The organism is Microbacterium sp. LMX7-1.2 (assembly GCF_040675935.1).
Taxonomy (GTDB): Bacteria; Actinomycetota; Actinomycetes; order Actinomycetales; family Microbacteriaceae; genus Microbacterium.
In genome coordinates, this window is sequence record NZ_JBEGIL010000001.1 from 443,021 (window position 1) to 456,639 (window position 13,619).

General features: G+C 69.9%; 13 protein-coding genes. 5 read left to right on the forward strand and 8 right to left on the reverse strand.

The genetic code is table 11. The annotated features are described in order from the left end of the window. The 5 genes from MRBLMX7_RS02200 to MRBLMX7_RS02220 are packed head-to-tail and all read right to left on the reverse strand — an operon-like array spanning nucleotide 1 to nucleotide 7,187. The gene (locus MRBLMX7_RS02200) at nucleotides 1–1,803 is read right to left on the reverse strand and encodes an acetolactate synthase large subunit (protein ID WP_363365992.1); all 1,803 of its coding nucleotides are present in this window, start codon (nucleotides 1,801–1,803) and stop codon (nucleotides 1–3) included. 60 nt (nucleotides 1,804–1,863) lie between these two features. After that, the gene (gene ilvD / locus MRBLMX7_RS02205) at nucleotides 1,864–3,582 is read right to left on the reverse strand and encodes a dihydroxy-acid dehydratase (RefSeq protein ID WP_050721138.1); all 1,719 of its coding nucleotides are present in this window, start codon (nucleotides 3,580–3,582) and stop codon (nucleotides 1,864–1,866) included. 9 nt (nucleotides 3,583–3,591) lie between these two features. Then, entirely contained in the window at nucleotides 3,592–4,389 is a 798-nt protein-coding gene (otsB, locus tag MRBLMX7_RS02210) for a trehalose-phosphatase (protein ID WP_363365993.1), read from the reverse strand. A 47-nt stretch (nucleotides 4,390–4,436) separates the two neighbouring features. After that, a complete protein-coding gene (locus MRBLMX7_RS02215) occupies nucleotides 4,437–5,846 on the reverse strand; it encodes an alpha,alpha-trehalose-phosphate synthase (UDP-forming) (RefSeq protein WP_363365994.1) in 1,410 nt (469 codons plus the stop codon). A gap of 54 nt (nucleotides 5,847–5,900) precedes the next feature. Further along, nucleotides 5,901–7,187, reverse strand: a complete 1,287-nt coding sequence (locus MRBLMX7_RS02220; RefSeq protein ID WP_363365995.1) for an MFS transporter — start codon at nucleotides 7,185–7,187, stop codon at nucleotides 5,901–5,903. 231 nt (nucleotides 7,188–7,418) lie between these two features. Here MRBLMX7_RS02220 and MRBLMX7_RS02225 point away from each other — a divergent pair, with 231 nt between their 5' ends. Then, nucleotides 7,419–7,697: a hypothetical protein gene (locus tag MRBLMX7_RS02225; RefSeq protein ID WP_363365996.1), complete on the forward strand. Its 279-nt coding sequence runs from the start codon at nucleotides 7,419–7,421 to the stop codon at nucleotides 7,695–7,697. Between the two features lie 19 nt (nucleotides 7,698–7,716). On the opposite strand, the gene MRBLMX7_RS02230 is transcribed toward MRBLMX7_RS02225, so the two are convergent. Genes MRBLMX7_RS02230 through MRBLMX7_RS02240 form a run of 3 tightly spaced genes read right to left on the reverse strand, consistent with a single transcriptional unit; the run spans nucleotide 7,717 to nucleotide 10,371 of the window. Beyond that, a complete protein-coding gene (locus MRBLMX7_RS02230) occupies nucleotides 7,717–8,925 on the reverse strand; it encodes an acetyl-CoA C-acetyltransferase (RefSeq protein ID WP_363365997.1) in 1,209 nt (402 codons plus the stop codon). Between the two features lie 23 nt (nucleotides 8,926–8,948). Continuing rightward, entirely contained in the window at nucleotides 8,949–9,596 is a 648-nt protein-coding gene (locus MRBLMX7_RS02235; RefSeq protein WP_363365998.1) for a 3-oxoacid CoA-transferase subunit B, read from the reverse strand. Between the two features lies 1 nt (nucleotide 9,597). Beyond that, nucleotides 9,598–10,371, reverse strand: a complete 774-nt coding sequence (locus MRBLMX7_RS02240) for a CoA transferase subunit A (protein WP_363365999.1) — start codon at nucleotides 10,369–10,371, stop codon at nucleotides 9,598–9,600. 105 nt (nucleotides 10,372–10,476) lie between these two features. Between MRBLMX7_RS02240 and MRBLMX7_RS02245 the strand changes: the two genes are divergently transcribed. Genes MRBLMX7_RS02245 through MRBLMX7_RS02260 form a run of 4 tightly spaced genes read left to right on the forward strand, consistent with a single transcriptional unit; the run spans nucleotide 10,477 to nucleotide 13,502 of the window. After that, nucleotides 10,477–11,265 (forward strand): IclR family transcriptional regulator, encoded by a 789-nt coding sequence (locus MRBLMX7_RS02245; RefSeq protein WP_363366000.1) that lies wholly within the window; start codon nucleotides 10,477–10,479, stop codon nucleotides 11,263–11,265. A 46-nt stretch (nucleotides 11,266–11,311) separates the two neighbouring features. Further along, complete coding sequence (locus MRBLMX7_RS02250) at nucleotides 11,312–11,749, forward strand: MarR family winged helix-turn-helix transcriptional regulator (protein ID WP_363366001.1); 438 nt, start codon at nucleotides 11,312–11,314, stop codon at nucleotides 11,747–11,749. Further along, on the forward strand, nucleotides 11,740–12,972 hold the full coding sequence (locus MRBLMX7_RS02255; protein WP_414685133.1) for an MFS transporter: 1,233 nt from the start codon (nucleotides 11,740–11,742) through the stop codon (nucleotides 12,970–12,972). The genes MRBLMX7_RS02250 and MRBLMX7_RS02255 overlap by 10 nt, the downstream gene beginning before the upstream one ends. A 56-nt stretch (nucleotides 12,973–13,028) precedes the next feature. Beyond that, nucleotides 13,029–13,502 carry a YbaK/EbsC family protein gene (locus MRBLMX7_RS02260; protein WP_363366003.1) on the forward strand — a complete coding sequence of 158 codons (474 nt, stop codon included), beginning with the start codon at nucleotides 13,029–13,031 and terminating at the stop codon, nucleotides 13,500–13,502. The last annotated feature ends 117 nt before the right edge of the window (nucleotides 13,503–13,619 follow it).

The window sequence follows — 13,619 nt, forward strand, 5'->3', positions numbered from 1 at the left end:
TCAGTCCTCCTCGTCGAATGCGGGCGCGTGGTCACGCGCGTACTGGACGTAGTTGTTGCTCACGCCCTGCGGGACCATCGGCCACACCATGGAGTCGGCGCTCACGACGAAGTCGATCACGACGGGGCGGTCGTTCGTCTCGAGTGCCAGCTGGATCGCGGCGTCGACCTCGTCCTCCTTCTCCACGCGGATCGCGAGGCACCCGTAGGCCTCGGCGAGCTTCACGAAGTCCGGGATGCGGATCGTGCCGTGTCCCGTGTTGAGGTCGGTGTTCGAATGGCGGCCGTCGTAGAACAGCGTCTGCCACTGGCGCACCATGCCCAGGGAGGAGTTGTTGATGATGGCGACCTTGATCGGGATGTCGTTGATCGCGCAGGTCGCGAGCTCCTGATTGGTCATCTGGAAGCATCCGTCGCCGTCGATCGCCCACACGACGCGGTCGGGTTCGGCGACCTTGGCGCCCATGGCGGCGGGCACCGAGTAGCCCATCGTGCCCGCTCCCCCGGAGTTCAGCCACGCGTTGGGGCGCTCGTACTTGATGAACTGCGCGGCCCACATCTGGTGCTGGCCCACGCCTGCGGCGTACACGCCCTCCGGGCCGGTGAGCTCGCCGATCCGCTGGATCACGTGCTGCGGAGCGAGGAGCCCGTCGGTCGTCGGCGTGTAGCCCAGGGGGAACTCGGTGCGAAGACCGTCGAGGTACGACCACCATTCCTCGGTGTCGGGCTTCGCGGTGCCGATCGCACTGCGGAACGCCGTCTCGAGGTCGATGAGCACGTCTCGCACGTCGCCCACGATCGGCACGTCGGCGGTGCGGATCTTGGAGATCTCGGCGGGGTCGATGTCGACGTGCACGACCTTCGCGTAGGGGGCGAAGAGCGCGGCCTTGCCGGTCACGCGATCGTCGAAGCGCGCGCCGAGCGAGACGATGAGGTCGGCCTCCTGCAGCGCGAGCACCGCGGGGACGGTGCCGTGCATGCCGGGCATCCCGAGGTGCTGCTGGTGCGAGTCGGGGAATGCGCCGCGCGCCATCAGCGTCGTGACCACGGGGGCACCCGTCGTCTCGGCGAGGTCGAGCAGCTCGGCCGACGCCCTGCCGCGCACGACGCCACCCCCCACGTAGAGGACCGGCTTCTTCGCCTCGGCGAGCAGTGCCGCAGCGGCCTGGATCTGCTTTCCGTGCGCCTTGGTGACCGGACGATACCCCGGCAGGTCGATCTTCGGCGGCCACACGAACGGCGCCACGTTCTGCTGCGCATCCTTCGTGATGTCGACGAGCACGGGGCCAGGGCGACCGGTCGAGGCGATCTCGTAGGCTGCGGCGATCGCGGCGGGGATGTCGGCGGCGTCCTTCACGAGGAAGGAGTGCTTGGTCACGGGCATCGTGATGCCGACGATGTCGGCCTCCTGGAACGCATCGGTGCCCATGAGGGTCGAGAAGACCTGACCGGTGATCGCGAGCAGCGGCACGGAGTCCATGTAGGCGTCGGCGATGGCGGTGACGAGGTTGGTCGCCCCGGGACCGGAGGTCGCGATGCAGACTCCCACCTTGCCGGATGCCGATGCGTAGCCTTCGGCGGCGTGCCCCGCGCCCTGCTCGTGGCGGACGAGGATGTGACGCAGCGACTCGGCATCCATGAGCGGGTCGTAGACGGGGAGGATCGCGCCGCCGGGCAGCCCGAAGACGTCGGTGACGCCGAGCAGCTCGAGGCTGCGGACGACGGCCTCGGCTCCGGTGATCTCGGGTGCGGCGGACTTGGGAGCAGGGGGCCTCGGCACGGCCGAGACGGAGTCAGCAGTCATGACTCTCCTTCTGGTGGTCTGCGGGATGACGTCGGGTGCCGGAGAGGCGGCCGACGCTGATCAGCCGGTCGTCGCGCCTTCGGCGGCGGACCGCACAAGACGCGAGTACTTGGCAAGGACGCCACGGGTATAGCGCGGGGGAAGCGGCTCCCAGCCAGAGCGGCGGGAGGCGAGCTCCGCCTCGTCGACGAGTAGGTCGAGAGAGCGAGCTGCGATATCGACCCGTATCAGATCACCATCGCGCACGAAGGCGATGGGACCTGCGTCCACCGCTTCGGGTGCTATGTGGCCGATGCACAGGCCGGTTGTGCCGCCTGAGAATCGTCCGTCCGTCAAGAGTAGTACATCTTTTCCGAGCCCCGCGCCCTTGATGGCCGCGGTGATCGCGAGCATCTCCCGCATCCCGGGTCCGCCCTTGGGGCCTTCATACCGGATCACGATGACGGTGTTCTTCTCGATCTCGCCGTTCGCGACCGCGTCCATCGCCGCGCGCTCGCGTTCGAACACGCGGGCCTTGCCTTCGAACACGGCGGCGTCGAAGCCGGCGGTCTTGACCACGGCACCCTCGGGGGCCAGCGACCCGTGCAGGATCGTGAGGCCGCCGGTCGCGTGGATCGGGTTGTCGAACGTGTGGATGACCTCGCCGTCGATCGGCAGGGGGTCGAGATCGGCGAGGTTCTCGGCGAGCGTCTTGCCCGTGACCGTGAGCGCGTCTCCGTGCAGCAGGCCCTCGTCGAGCATCGCCTTCATGATCACCGGGATGCCCCCGTGCCGGTCGACGTCGTTCATGACGTACTTGCCGAACGGCTTCATGTCGGCCACGTGCGGCACCCTGTCGCCGATGCGGTTGAAGTCGTGCAGGCTCAGCTCGACCTCAGCCTCGCGGGCGATCGCGAGCAGGTGCAGCACGACGTTGGTGGAGCCGCCGAGCGCCATGGCCAGCGCGATCGCGTTCTCGAAGGCCTCGGGGGTGAGGATGTCGCGCGTCGTGATGCCCTGACGCAGCAGGTTCACGACGGCCTCGCCCGAGCGGTGTGCGAAGTAGTCGCGGCGACGGTCGGCCGCGGGCGGCGCCGCCGAGCCCGGAAGGCTGAGTCCCAGAGCCTCGGCGACCGAGGCCATGGTGTTGGCCGTGTACATGCCACCGCACGCGCCCTCTCCGGGAGCGATCGCGCATTCGATGCGCTTGAGGTCCTCTTCGCTCATGAGGCCCGCGCGGCACGCGCCGACGGCCTCGAACGAGTCGATGATCGTGACGTCCTTCTCGGTGCCGTCGGAGAGCTTGACCCATCCGGGAGCAATCGATCCCGCGTACAGGAACACGCTCGACAGGTCGAGGCGCGCACTGGCCATGAGCATGCCGGGGATCGACTTGTCGCAGCCCGCGAGAAGCACCGAGCCGTCCAGGCGCTCGGCCATCATCACCGTCTCGACCGAGTCGGCGATGACCTCGCGCGACACGAGCGAGAAGTGCATGCCCTCATGACCCATGGAGATGCCGTCGGAGACGGAGATGGTGCCGAACTGCAGCGGATAGCCTCCGCCGGAGTGCACGCCCTCCTTGGCGCCCTGCGCGAGCCGGTCGAGGCTCAGGTTGCAGGGGGTGATCTCGTTCCAGCTGGACGCGATGCCGATCTGGGGCTTGTCCCAGTCGGCGTCGCCCATGCCGACGGCACGGAGCATGCCGCGCGAGGTCGTGGCTTCGATGCCGTCGGTGACGACGCGGCTGCGCGGTTTGATGTCGATGGACTCGTGGGATGCGGACTCGAGCGAGGACATGACGGAAGTCTATTCCCGACCGGCGGCCCGCTCGTCCGCGAGCGCTCTCAGAAGCAGGGCGATCTCCTGTGGGTTCTCCACACGGAGCTCCGCCGCGCTCTCCCCCGGCCCGACGCGCACTCCGAGGTCGTCGCCCTCGAGCACCCGCATCGCGTCCTCGTCCGTGACGTCGTCACCCGCGAACAGGATGGCGGTGGCGCCGAAATGCTCACGGAGCGCAGCCATGGCGGCGTCCTTGCCCTCGGTGCGGGACGAGAACTCGAGTACCCGGTGGCCCGAGCGCCGACGCCAGTGCGGGAACCGCTCGGCGACGAGGGCGTCGATCTCCGCGAACACCGCCGTCTCGACCTCGCGCGTGGCGGTGCGGGTGTGCACGCCCATCCCGAACGTCTTGGGCTCGAGCTCGGCACCCTCGTAGCGGTCGATGATCGGGCGTGCGGCTGCCCAGAGCTCCTCGCGGGCGCCGTCGGCCGTGTCCGGCCCGGTGGACTCCGCGTCACCCACACCCGGGTACCAGTACTGCGCTCCGTGGGAGCCTGCCAGGGCGATCAGCGAGTCGTCCGTGTGCTCCGTGATGATGCGCAGATCGTGCATGCTGCGTCCCGAGACGTAGGCCACGACGGTGTCGGGCAGCGCCGCGAGACGGTCGACCTGCACCGCGACCTCCGGAAGCGCCCGCGCCGCCATGGGGTCGGGCACGAGCGGGGATGCCGTGCCGTCGAAGTCCAGCGCGACGACGAGTCGCGGCGTGGCGGCGATCGCGCTCAGCGCGGCATCCGGCGTTCCAGGGGTCCAGGAGCGGGTCACAGGGTCTCCAATCGAGGCGGGTGTCCCCTCCAGTATGGCCGCCGCGGTCAGCGCCCTCTGACCTCCGCGAGCGCCGCGAGGAACGACGACGACCACGCGTCCACGTCGTTCTCGAGCACGCGCCGCCGCAGCGACCGCATCCGCTTGCTCTGCTCGGCGCCGGGCATCTGCACGGCCGTCATGATCGCGTCCTTGAGTCCGGCGATGTCGTGCGGGTTCACACGCACCGCTTGGCGCAGCTCGTCGGCGGCGCCGGTGAACTCACTCAGCACGAGCACGCCGCGGTTGTCGGCCCGCGTGGCCACGTACTCCTTCGCGACGAGGTTCATGCCGTCTCGGAGCGCGGTCACGAGCATGACGTCGGCCGCGAGGTACAGCGCGACCATCTCCTCGCGCGGGTATCCCTGGTGCAGGTAGCGGATCGCCGTGTGCCCCATCGTGTCGTGGTCGCCGTTGATGCGTCCGACCGCGAGCTCGATCTCATCGCGCAGGTGCACGTAGGCGTCCACGCGTTCGCGGCTGGGACTCGCGACCTGCACGAACGTCACGTCCTCCACGTCGAGACGCCCGTCCTCGAGCAGTTCGCCGTACGCCTTGATGCGGTGCCGGATGCCCTTGGTGTAGTCGAGGCGGTCGACCCCGAGCAGGATCTTCGAGGGGTTGCCGAGGCTCGCGCGGATCTCCGCGGCACGCGCCTGCACCTCGGGCCGTGCGGCGAGCTCCAGATACGGCGCCGTGTCGATCGAGATCGGGAACGCCCGGGCGACGGCGGTGCGCGAACCTCCGTCTCCGTCGGGGACCGTGACGGCCGAGCCCTTCACCTCGTACTTCAGGCGGCGGCGCACAGCCTGCAGGAAGTACGTGGCGTCCTGCGCGCGCTGGAAGCCGATCACGTCCGCGCCGAGCAGACCCGTGAGCACCTGGTCGCGCCACGGGAGCTGGGCGTACAGACCGTGCGCCGGGAACGGGATGTGGTGGAAGTAGCCGATCGTGACGTCGGGTCGCAGCTCGCGGACCATCTGCGGCACCAGCTGCAGCTGGTAGTCGTGCACCCACACGGTTCCCTCGGGCGCGGCCGCAGCGGCGGCGGCCTCCGCGAACCGGCGGTTGACGCGCACGTACGCGTCCCACCACTCCCGGTGGTACTGGGGAGGCGCGATCACGTCGTGATACAGCGGCCAGATCGTGTCATTCGCGAAGCCCTCGTAGTAGTCCGCGATCTCCTCCGCGCTCAAGGCGATCGGGATGAGGTCGATCCCGTTGATCTCGAGCGGCTCGAGTTCGAGGCCGGCCTGCCCGGGCCAGCCGACCCAGGCGCCGTGCGCATGCCGCATCATCGGCTCCAGAGCCGCCACGAGCCCGCCGGGCGACGTCCGCCACTCCTCCTCGCCCGCGGGGCCGATGATCCGGTCGACGGGCAGACGGTTGGCGACGACGACGAATTCTGCGGCGGGCATGCGGGAAGCTCCTGTCGGTGCGGTGCGGTGCGTGCTCCTCAGGCTACAGAAGCGTCAGATCGAGGCTACGCGAGGCCGGGTCGAGCTCAGGGGCCAGTTGACAAGGGCAGCGACGAAGGCTACCGCCGCCGCGACGATGGGCAGGAGCAGCGCCGCACCGGTGCCGAAGCTCTCTGCGAGTTCACCCGCGACCGCGGCGCCGAGCGACTGTCCGACCACGACGCCCGAGCCGAGCATCGTCATGACGGTCGCCGAACGGCCCAGCGGGCTGCGGGCCGCGCCCAGGCTGTACTGCGTCACGAGGGTCGGACCGATGCCTACGCCCATGATCGCGAGCGCGAGCATCATCGTGCCGGGCGAGTCGACCACGAGGAGCAGCAGCGAGCCGGCCAGGAGGATGCCGGAGAACAGCAGCCAGCGGGCGCGCAGGGTGAACCTCGCGGGGAGCCAGGCGACGCCCAGAGCGAGGATCGCCGATCCCACGCCCATCACTCCGTACAGCAGACCGGCCTGCTCGGACGCACCACGATCCGCCATGAACGACGTGAGAGAGGTCAGCATCGTGCCGAAGAACATGCCGACACCGAGGATGCCGAGCACGACGACCAGCAGTCGGCCGTCGAACAGCTCGGCGGCGGACGACGGCGCGCGACCGTCGGCGCCGCGGTGCACCGACACCACGCGCGCGCTCGGGTGCAGGGCGAAGGCGCCGACGAACAGTACGGTCAGCGCCGCCGCGCCCGCGAGCGGCGCCCACGGGGCGAGCGCGGAGGCGAGGATGCCGACGAAAAACGGCCCGAACACGAACACCGTCTCGTCGGCGGCCGACTCGTACGCCATGGTGCCCGAGATCGTGCGGGTGCGGATGCTCTCCGGCATCCGGTCCGTGATGATCGTGACGAGGCGCGAGCGCGACATCGGGGCGACCTGCGGGGCGGTCGCCCCGATCCCGAACGCGGCGAGCAGCACGAGGGCGTCGACTGCGTCTCCGTAGACCACGACCGTGAACAGCACGAGCATGGCTCCGTTCGCGATCGCGAGGACGAGCAGAACGGATCGCTGCCCGAAGCGATCTGCGGCGGCCCCCAGCAGTGGCCCGAAGCATGCCGTGCCGAGACCGACGGCGGCCGATGTCAGACCACCGAGAGACAGGGAGCCGCGGGCGGAGACGACGACCGTCAGGACTCCGACGACCATCATGGCGAAGGGCAGCCGCGCGATGAACGCGATCACGAAGTACGGGAGTCCGGTAAGACGGAGGAGACTTGGCTGCTCGACCGCGGAGCCGGAGGGGGTCGACCCGGCGTCCGTCGACGAAGACGAGGATGTGGCGTGTGTCATGGCTCTCGCGCGTCCGCGGACGCGGGGTCGGGTGCCGCCGCTGTCCGTCGGGGAGCCGACGGCCGGTAGTTACACGGGTGCGGCCGCGGACGAACCGCGACCTCTCCATGGTAGCAAGCGACTTCGGACGGCGGCGGGGACCGTCTGCGGCATCGCTCCCCTCCCCCGCAGATTCCACGTCGGCTTGTCAAGGCTCGACGGGGCGGGGGCGAGCACGGGTAGCGTGATGGCATGAACTACCTCACGGGAACAGGACTCCTGGGCGCGATCATGTCAGGCGTGTCCCTGCTGCGCGGTTCGCGCGAGACGAAGCTCACGTGGCGCGTCGCGCTCGGATGGCTGAGCTGGGCCATCACCTTCGCCCTCGCGATCGGCGCCGTGATCGACACGCGGCGCTACAACCACGGCAAGCCCGTCGCCGAGGACTCGCCGCTGTACGCCAAGCAGCAGAAGGACATCTCCAAGCAGGAGAAGAACTTCAACAAAGAGCTGAAGCGCTCGCGCCGCTGATCTCCCCGCACCCGGCGGATCAGCGGGTGAGGATCAGCGCCTCACCCTGACCACCGCCGCCGCACAGCCCGACCGCCGCGACGCCGCCGCCTCGGCGCGCCAGCTCGTGGGCGACGTGCACCACCAGCCGGTTGCCCGAGGCCCCGATCGGGTGTCCGATCGCGATGCCTCCGCCGTGGATGTTCACGATCTCGCTGTCCAGCCCGAGCTCGACCTGCGAACGGGCCACGACCGCGCCGAACGCCTCGTTGATCTCGACGAGATCGAGATCGGCCGGTGTGATGCCCTGCTTCGCGCACGCGCGCTCGATCGCCCGCGCCGGCTGCGCCTGCAGGGAGTTGTCGGGTCCGGCGGTCTGGCCGCTCGCGCCCACCGTGACGAGCACGGGCCATCCCTCCTCCGCCGCACGCGCGCGGGTGGTGACGACCACCGCGGACGCGCCGTCGGAGATCTGCGAGGAGTTGCCGGCCGTGATCGAACCGCCCTCGGCGAAGGCCGCACGGAGCCCGGACAGCGACTCCACGGTCGTGTCCGGGCGCACGCCCTCGTCGGCCGTCACCGCGATCGGCTCACCGCGGCGCTGCGGCACCGAGACCGTCACGATCTCCGCGTCGAACACTCCCGCGGCCTGCGCCGCCGCCGCCCGCTGATGCGACAGCGCGGCAACGGAATCCTGCGCGTCGCGGGTCAGGTCGTACCGGGCGTTATGCCGCTCGGTCGACGCGCCCATGCTCTCGCGGTCGTACGCGTCGGTGAGGCCGTCGTAGGCCATGTGGTCGAGCACCTCGACGCTGCCGTAGGTCCATCCGTCGCGCGAGCCCATCAGCAGGTGCGGTGCGCGGGTCATCGACTCCATGCCTGCGGCGACCACGACCTCGGCATCCCCCGTCCTGATCGTGCGCGCGGCGTCAATCACAGCCGTGAGACCTGACAGGCACACCTTGTTGACGGAGTGCGCCGGCACGTCCCATCCGATGCCCGCGCCGATCGCGGCCTGCCTGGCGGCGTTCTGCCCGGAGCCGGCGGCGAGCACCTGGCCGACGATCACGGCGTCCACGGCGCCGGGGTCGACGGCTCCCTGCTCGAGGGCGCCGCGGATCGCGATAGCTCCGAGCTGCGGGGCGGTGAAGCTCGCGAGCTGTCCCTTCAGCCGCCCCTGCGGGGTGCGCGCGGCGGCGACGATGACGACATCCTGGTCGGATGCGGTGGGTGCAGTGGGATCGGTCATGGGAGCATCCTTCCTGATGCGTGTCAGTGCTGCAGCGCCGCGGACACGCGCAGCGGCGGCTCGGTGGCCGCGATGATCTCGTCGACGCTCACGCCCGGCGCGGTCTCGACGAGCACGAGACCGTCGTCGGTGACGTCGATCACGGCGAGGTCGGTGATGATCCGGTCGACGACTCCGCGGCCCGTCAGGGGAAGGCTGCACTCGTGCACGATCTTCGCGGATCCGTCACGCGCGACGTGCTCCATCAGGACGATCACGCGCGCGGCGCCGTGCACGAGGTCCATCGCCCCTCCCGGTCCCTTCACCATCTTGCCGGGGATCATCCAGTTCGCGAGGTCGCCCGTGGCCGAGACCTGCATGGCGCCGAGGATCGCGGCATCGATCTTGCCGCCGCGGATCATCCCGAAGCTCGTGGCGGAGTCGAAGAACGACGCGCCGGGGAGCACGGTGACGGTCTCCTTGCCGGCGTTGATGAGGTCGGGGTCGACGGCGTCCTCGCGCGGGTAGGGGCCGACCCCGAGAATGCCGTTCTCGGACTGCAGCACGACCGTGACGTCCGTGGGGACGTGGTTGGGCACGAGCGTCGGCAGACCGATCCCGAGGTTGACGTAGGAGCCGTCCTGCAGCTCGGCGGCCGCGCGCGCGGCCATCTCCTCGCGTGTGAGCGCCATGTCAGGCTCCGTCCGTCGTGACCGTGCGCCGCTCTATGCGCTTGGGGATGTCGGTTCCGACCTCGATCACCCGGTGCACGAACACGCCGGGGAGGTGGATGCTGTCGGGATCGAGGTCGCCCGGTTCCACGAGCTCCTCGACCTGCGCGATGCACACTCGACCGGCCATGGCGGCGAGAGGGTTGAAGTTGCGGGCGGCCTTGTTGAAGACGAGGTTGCCGTGGCGGTCGCCGCGGAGAGCGTGCACGAGAGCGAAGTCGGTGGTGATGGCCTCCTCGAGCACGTACTCCCGCGAGATGCCGTCGACCGCGAAGGTGCGCACGTCCTTGACGGGCGAGGCGATGTCGATCGAGCCGTCGACCGCATAGCGACGAGGAAGCCCGCCCTCGGCGACCTGCGTGCCGACGCCCGTCTGCGTGTAGAAGGCGGCGATACCGGAACCCCCGGCGCGGAGCTTCTCCGCCAGCGTTCCCTGCGGCGTGAGTTCGAGCTCGAGTTCGCCGGAGAGGAACTGCCGCTCGAACTCCTTGTTCTCGCCGACGTAGGAGGAGGTCATCTTGCGGATGCGCTGTGCGCCGAGCAAGATGCCGAGGCCCCAGTCGTCCACGCCGCAGTTGTTGCTGACGATGCTGAGATCGGTGGTCCCCTGCGCGAGCAGGGCCTCGATCAGGGCGATCGGGTTGCCGGAGAGCCCGAATCCGCCGACCGCGAGCGAGGAGCCGTCAGCGATGTCCGCCACGGCCTCCTCCGCGGAGGGCCATTGCTTGTCGATCACGAGTGCTCCTTCGAAGACGTGCGTGCGTCCAGCCTGCGCTGTTGCGGCAGGGTGGTCCAAGCGCGCTCTTGCGATGTGGACGGACTTCGGCCTAGCGTCCGTATTGTGGAATCCTCGACGCACAGCATCCCCGGCGCACAGGCGATCGCGCGCGCGACCTCGCTGCTCCGGCTCGTGACGGCGAGCGGGGCGACCGGGGCGACGCTCCAGGAGCTCGCGCGCGACGCCGACCTGTCCCGCTCCACGGCTCATCGGCTCCTGTCCGCGCTCCGCGCCGAGGGCCTCGTCGATCGCGACGACGACAGCGTGCGGTGGATGCCGGGGCCCGAGCTGTATCTCATGGGCAGCGTGGCCGCGGCTCGCTACGACGTCACGGGTCTCGCCCGGGACATCGTCCGCTCCCTCGCGGTGAAGACCGAGGAGAGCGCGTTCCTCTCGGTGCGCCGTGCCGACGAGACGGTGTGCCTGCTCCGTGAGGAGGGATCGTTCCCGATCCGCTCCTTCGTCCTCAGCGAGGGCGTGCGCTTTCCGCTGGGCGTCGCGAGCGCCGGACTCGCGATCCTCGCCTTCCTGCCTGACCACGATGTGGATGCGTATCTCGAACGCCACCCCGAGCTCGAGCAGAACTGGGGGCGCCCGCATGGCCGGGAGCCGCTGCGTACGCGCCTCTCCGAGACCAAGGAGCGCGGCTACGCCGTGAACCCGGGCCTCATCGTCGAGGGCAGCTGGGGACTCGGTGCCGCGGTGTTCGACCGGTCGGGACGCCCGGAGTGGGCGCTGAGCCTCACGGGGGTCGCCTTCCGATTCGGTCCCGAACGCACGGCCGAGCTCGGACGCATCCTCCTCGCGCATGCGCATCAGCTCTCCGCGCGGATCGCAGGCGCCCGCCGCTGATCCACCCCCACGACACTTTCATACCATCGGGTATATAATGCTTGGTATGAATCGTTCGGACGTGATCCCCTCCCTCATCCTGTCGTCATACGCCCTCGGGCGGATCGCGGCACAGGATGCCGGGAACGACGCGCCCGCCGCGCAGTGGCGAGTGCTGAGCCTGCTCGAGCAGAGCGGGCCGAAGCGCGTGGGCGAGCTCGCCGCCGCTGCCCGCACCACGCAGCCGGGGATGACTCGCCTGATCGGCGTGCTGGAGCGTGACGGGCTCGTGCTCCGCTCCCCCGTCCCCGAGGACTCCCGTGCCATCGCGGTCGGCATCACCGAGGCCGGATCCGAGGCACTGCGGTCATGGCGCGCCGAGTTCCGCGACACCCTCGCACCGCGCTTCGCCACTCTCGGCGAGGACGACTGGCAGACGCTCACCCGCGCCGCCGAGATCCTCTCCGCGCACACCACCATCGACTCGACAGGAGCATCGCAGTGAGCAGCACCACCGCTTCCGTGTGGAAGCAGCCCGCGCAGGTCTGGGCCGTCGCCTTCGCCTGCGTCGTCGCCTTCATGGGCATCGGCCTCGTGGACCCCATCCTTCCGGCCATCGCCGACTCGCTGCAGGCGAGCCCCTTCGAGACCGAGCTGCTCTTCACGAGCTACCTCGCCGTCACGGGCCTCGCGATGCTCGTCACCAGCTGGATCTCCAGCCGCATCGGAGCCAAGCGCACGCTGCTGATCGGACTCGCCCTGATCGTCGTGTTCGCACTGCTGTGCGCCCTGAGCGGCAGTGTCGACGCCGTGATCGGCTTCCGCGCCGGATGGGGCCTCGGAAACGCGCTGTTCATCTCGACCGCCCTCGCGACCATCGTCGGAGCGGCGTCGGGCGGGAGCGGCGCGGCGATCGTCCTGTACGAGGCCGCCCTCGGTCTCGGCATCGCGATCGGCCCGCTCCTCGGCGGTCTTCTGGGCGAGCAGAGCTGGCGCGCCCCGTTCTTCGGCGTCGTGGTACTCATGGCGATCGCGTTCCTCGCGGTGCTCGTGCTGCTGCGCGGCCCGCAGGACAAGCCGGCGCCGGTCCGCTTCTCCGCGCCTTTCACCGCGCTCCGCCGCCCGGCCCTCGCGATCCTCGCCGTGGCCGCCCTGTTCTACAACATCGGCTTCTTCATCCTCTTGGCGTTCTCCCCGTTCCCGCTTGGCTTCGGTGCCATGGGCATCGGCTTCACGTTCTTCGGCTGGGGCGTCGCTCTCGCGATCACGAGCGTCTGGGTCGCCCCCGTGCTCATGCGCCGGATGCCGCGCACCCGCGTGATCCTCCTGGTGCTCCCGCTGCTGGCCGTGGACCTCGTGGTCGCCGGTCTACTGGTGAGTTCTGCCGCGGCGCTCGTGACCTGCATCATCGTGGGCGGTCTCCTGCTGGGCATCATGAACACGGTGCTCACCGAGGCGGTCATGGAGGCCACAGACCTCCCCCGCTCGGTCGCGTCGTCCGCCTACTCGGCCGTGCGCTTCCTCGGGGGCGCGATGGCTCCGCCGCTCGCCGCTGCCCTGTGGCACGCGCTCAACGCCACGGTGCCCTATCTCGTGGCCGCGCTGGCTGTCCTGCTGGCAGCACTCACGGTGCTCCTCGGTCGCAAGACCCTCGCGCACATCGACGACGAGCCGGCGGATGCCGAGACCGAGGACGCCCAGGCGATCCTCATCGGCGACGCCGCCTGACCCGGCCCGCTCCTCACGACCGCCTCATGGCCCCGCCGTATCGCTACGGTGGGGCCATGAGCGATCTTCCCGAGCGCAGCCTACTGGTCCAGCAGCATCTCGCCGATGCGGGGGTGGTGAGCGAGATCCGCGTCCTCCCCGACTCGGCGCGGACCGCTCGCGCCGCGGCTGAGGCGATCGGCTGCGATGTCGCGGCGATCGCGAACAGCCTCGTCCTGCTCGCCGACGGCTCACCCGTGCTGGTGATGGCAAGCGGCGGACACCGCGTCGATCTCGACGTGCTCGCGAAGACGTGGGGCGCGTCGTCGGTCTCGATGGCTCCGCCCGCCGTCGTCCGCGACGCCACTGGTCAGGCCATCGGCGGGGTCGCGCCGGTCGGGCATCCCGCTCCCCTGCCGACGTGGATCGACGAGACTCTCGCCGACCACGCGGTCATCTGGGCCGCGGCAGGTCATCCGCACACCGTGATGCCACTGACCTTCGCCTCACTGCAGCAGCTCACGAGTGGGACCGTCGTCCGCGTGGCCTGAACTGCACCTGGATCCGCCACGGTTGTCCTTCGATGCCTGCACCACGTGGGGATGCCGACTCGGAGATGAGCTGTCCAGACTGCTCGTGACGATCGTATCGCCAGGAGCCGACAGGTG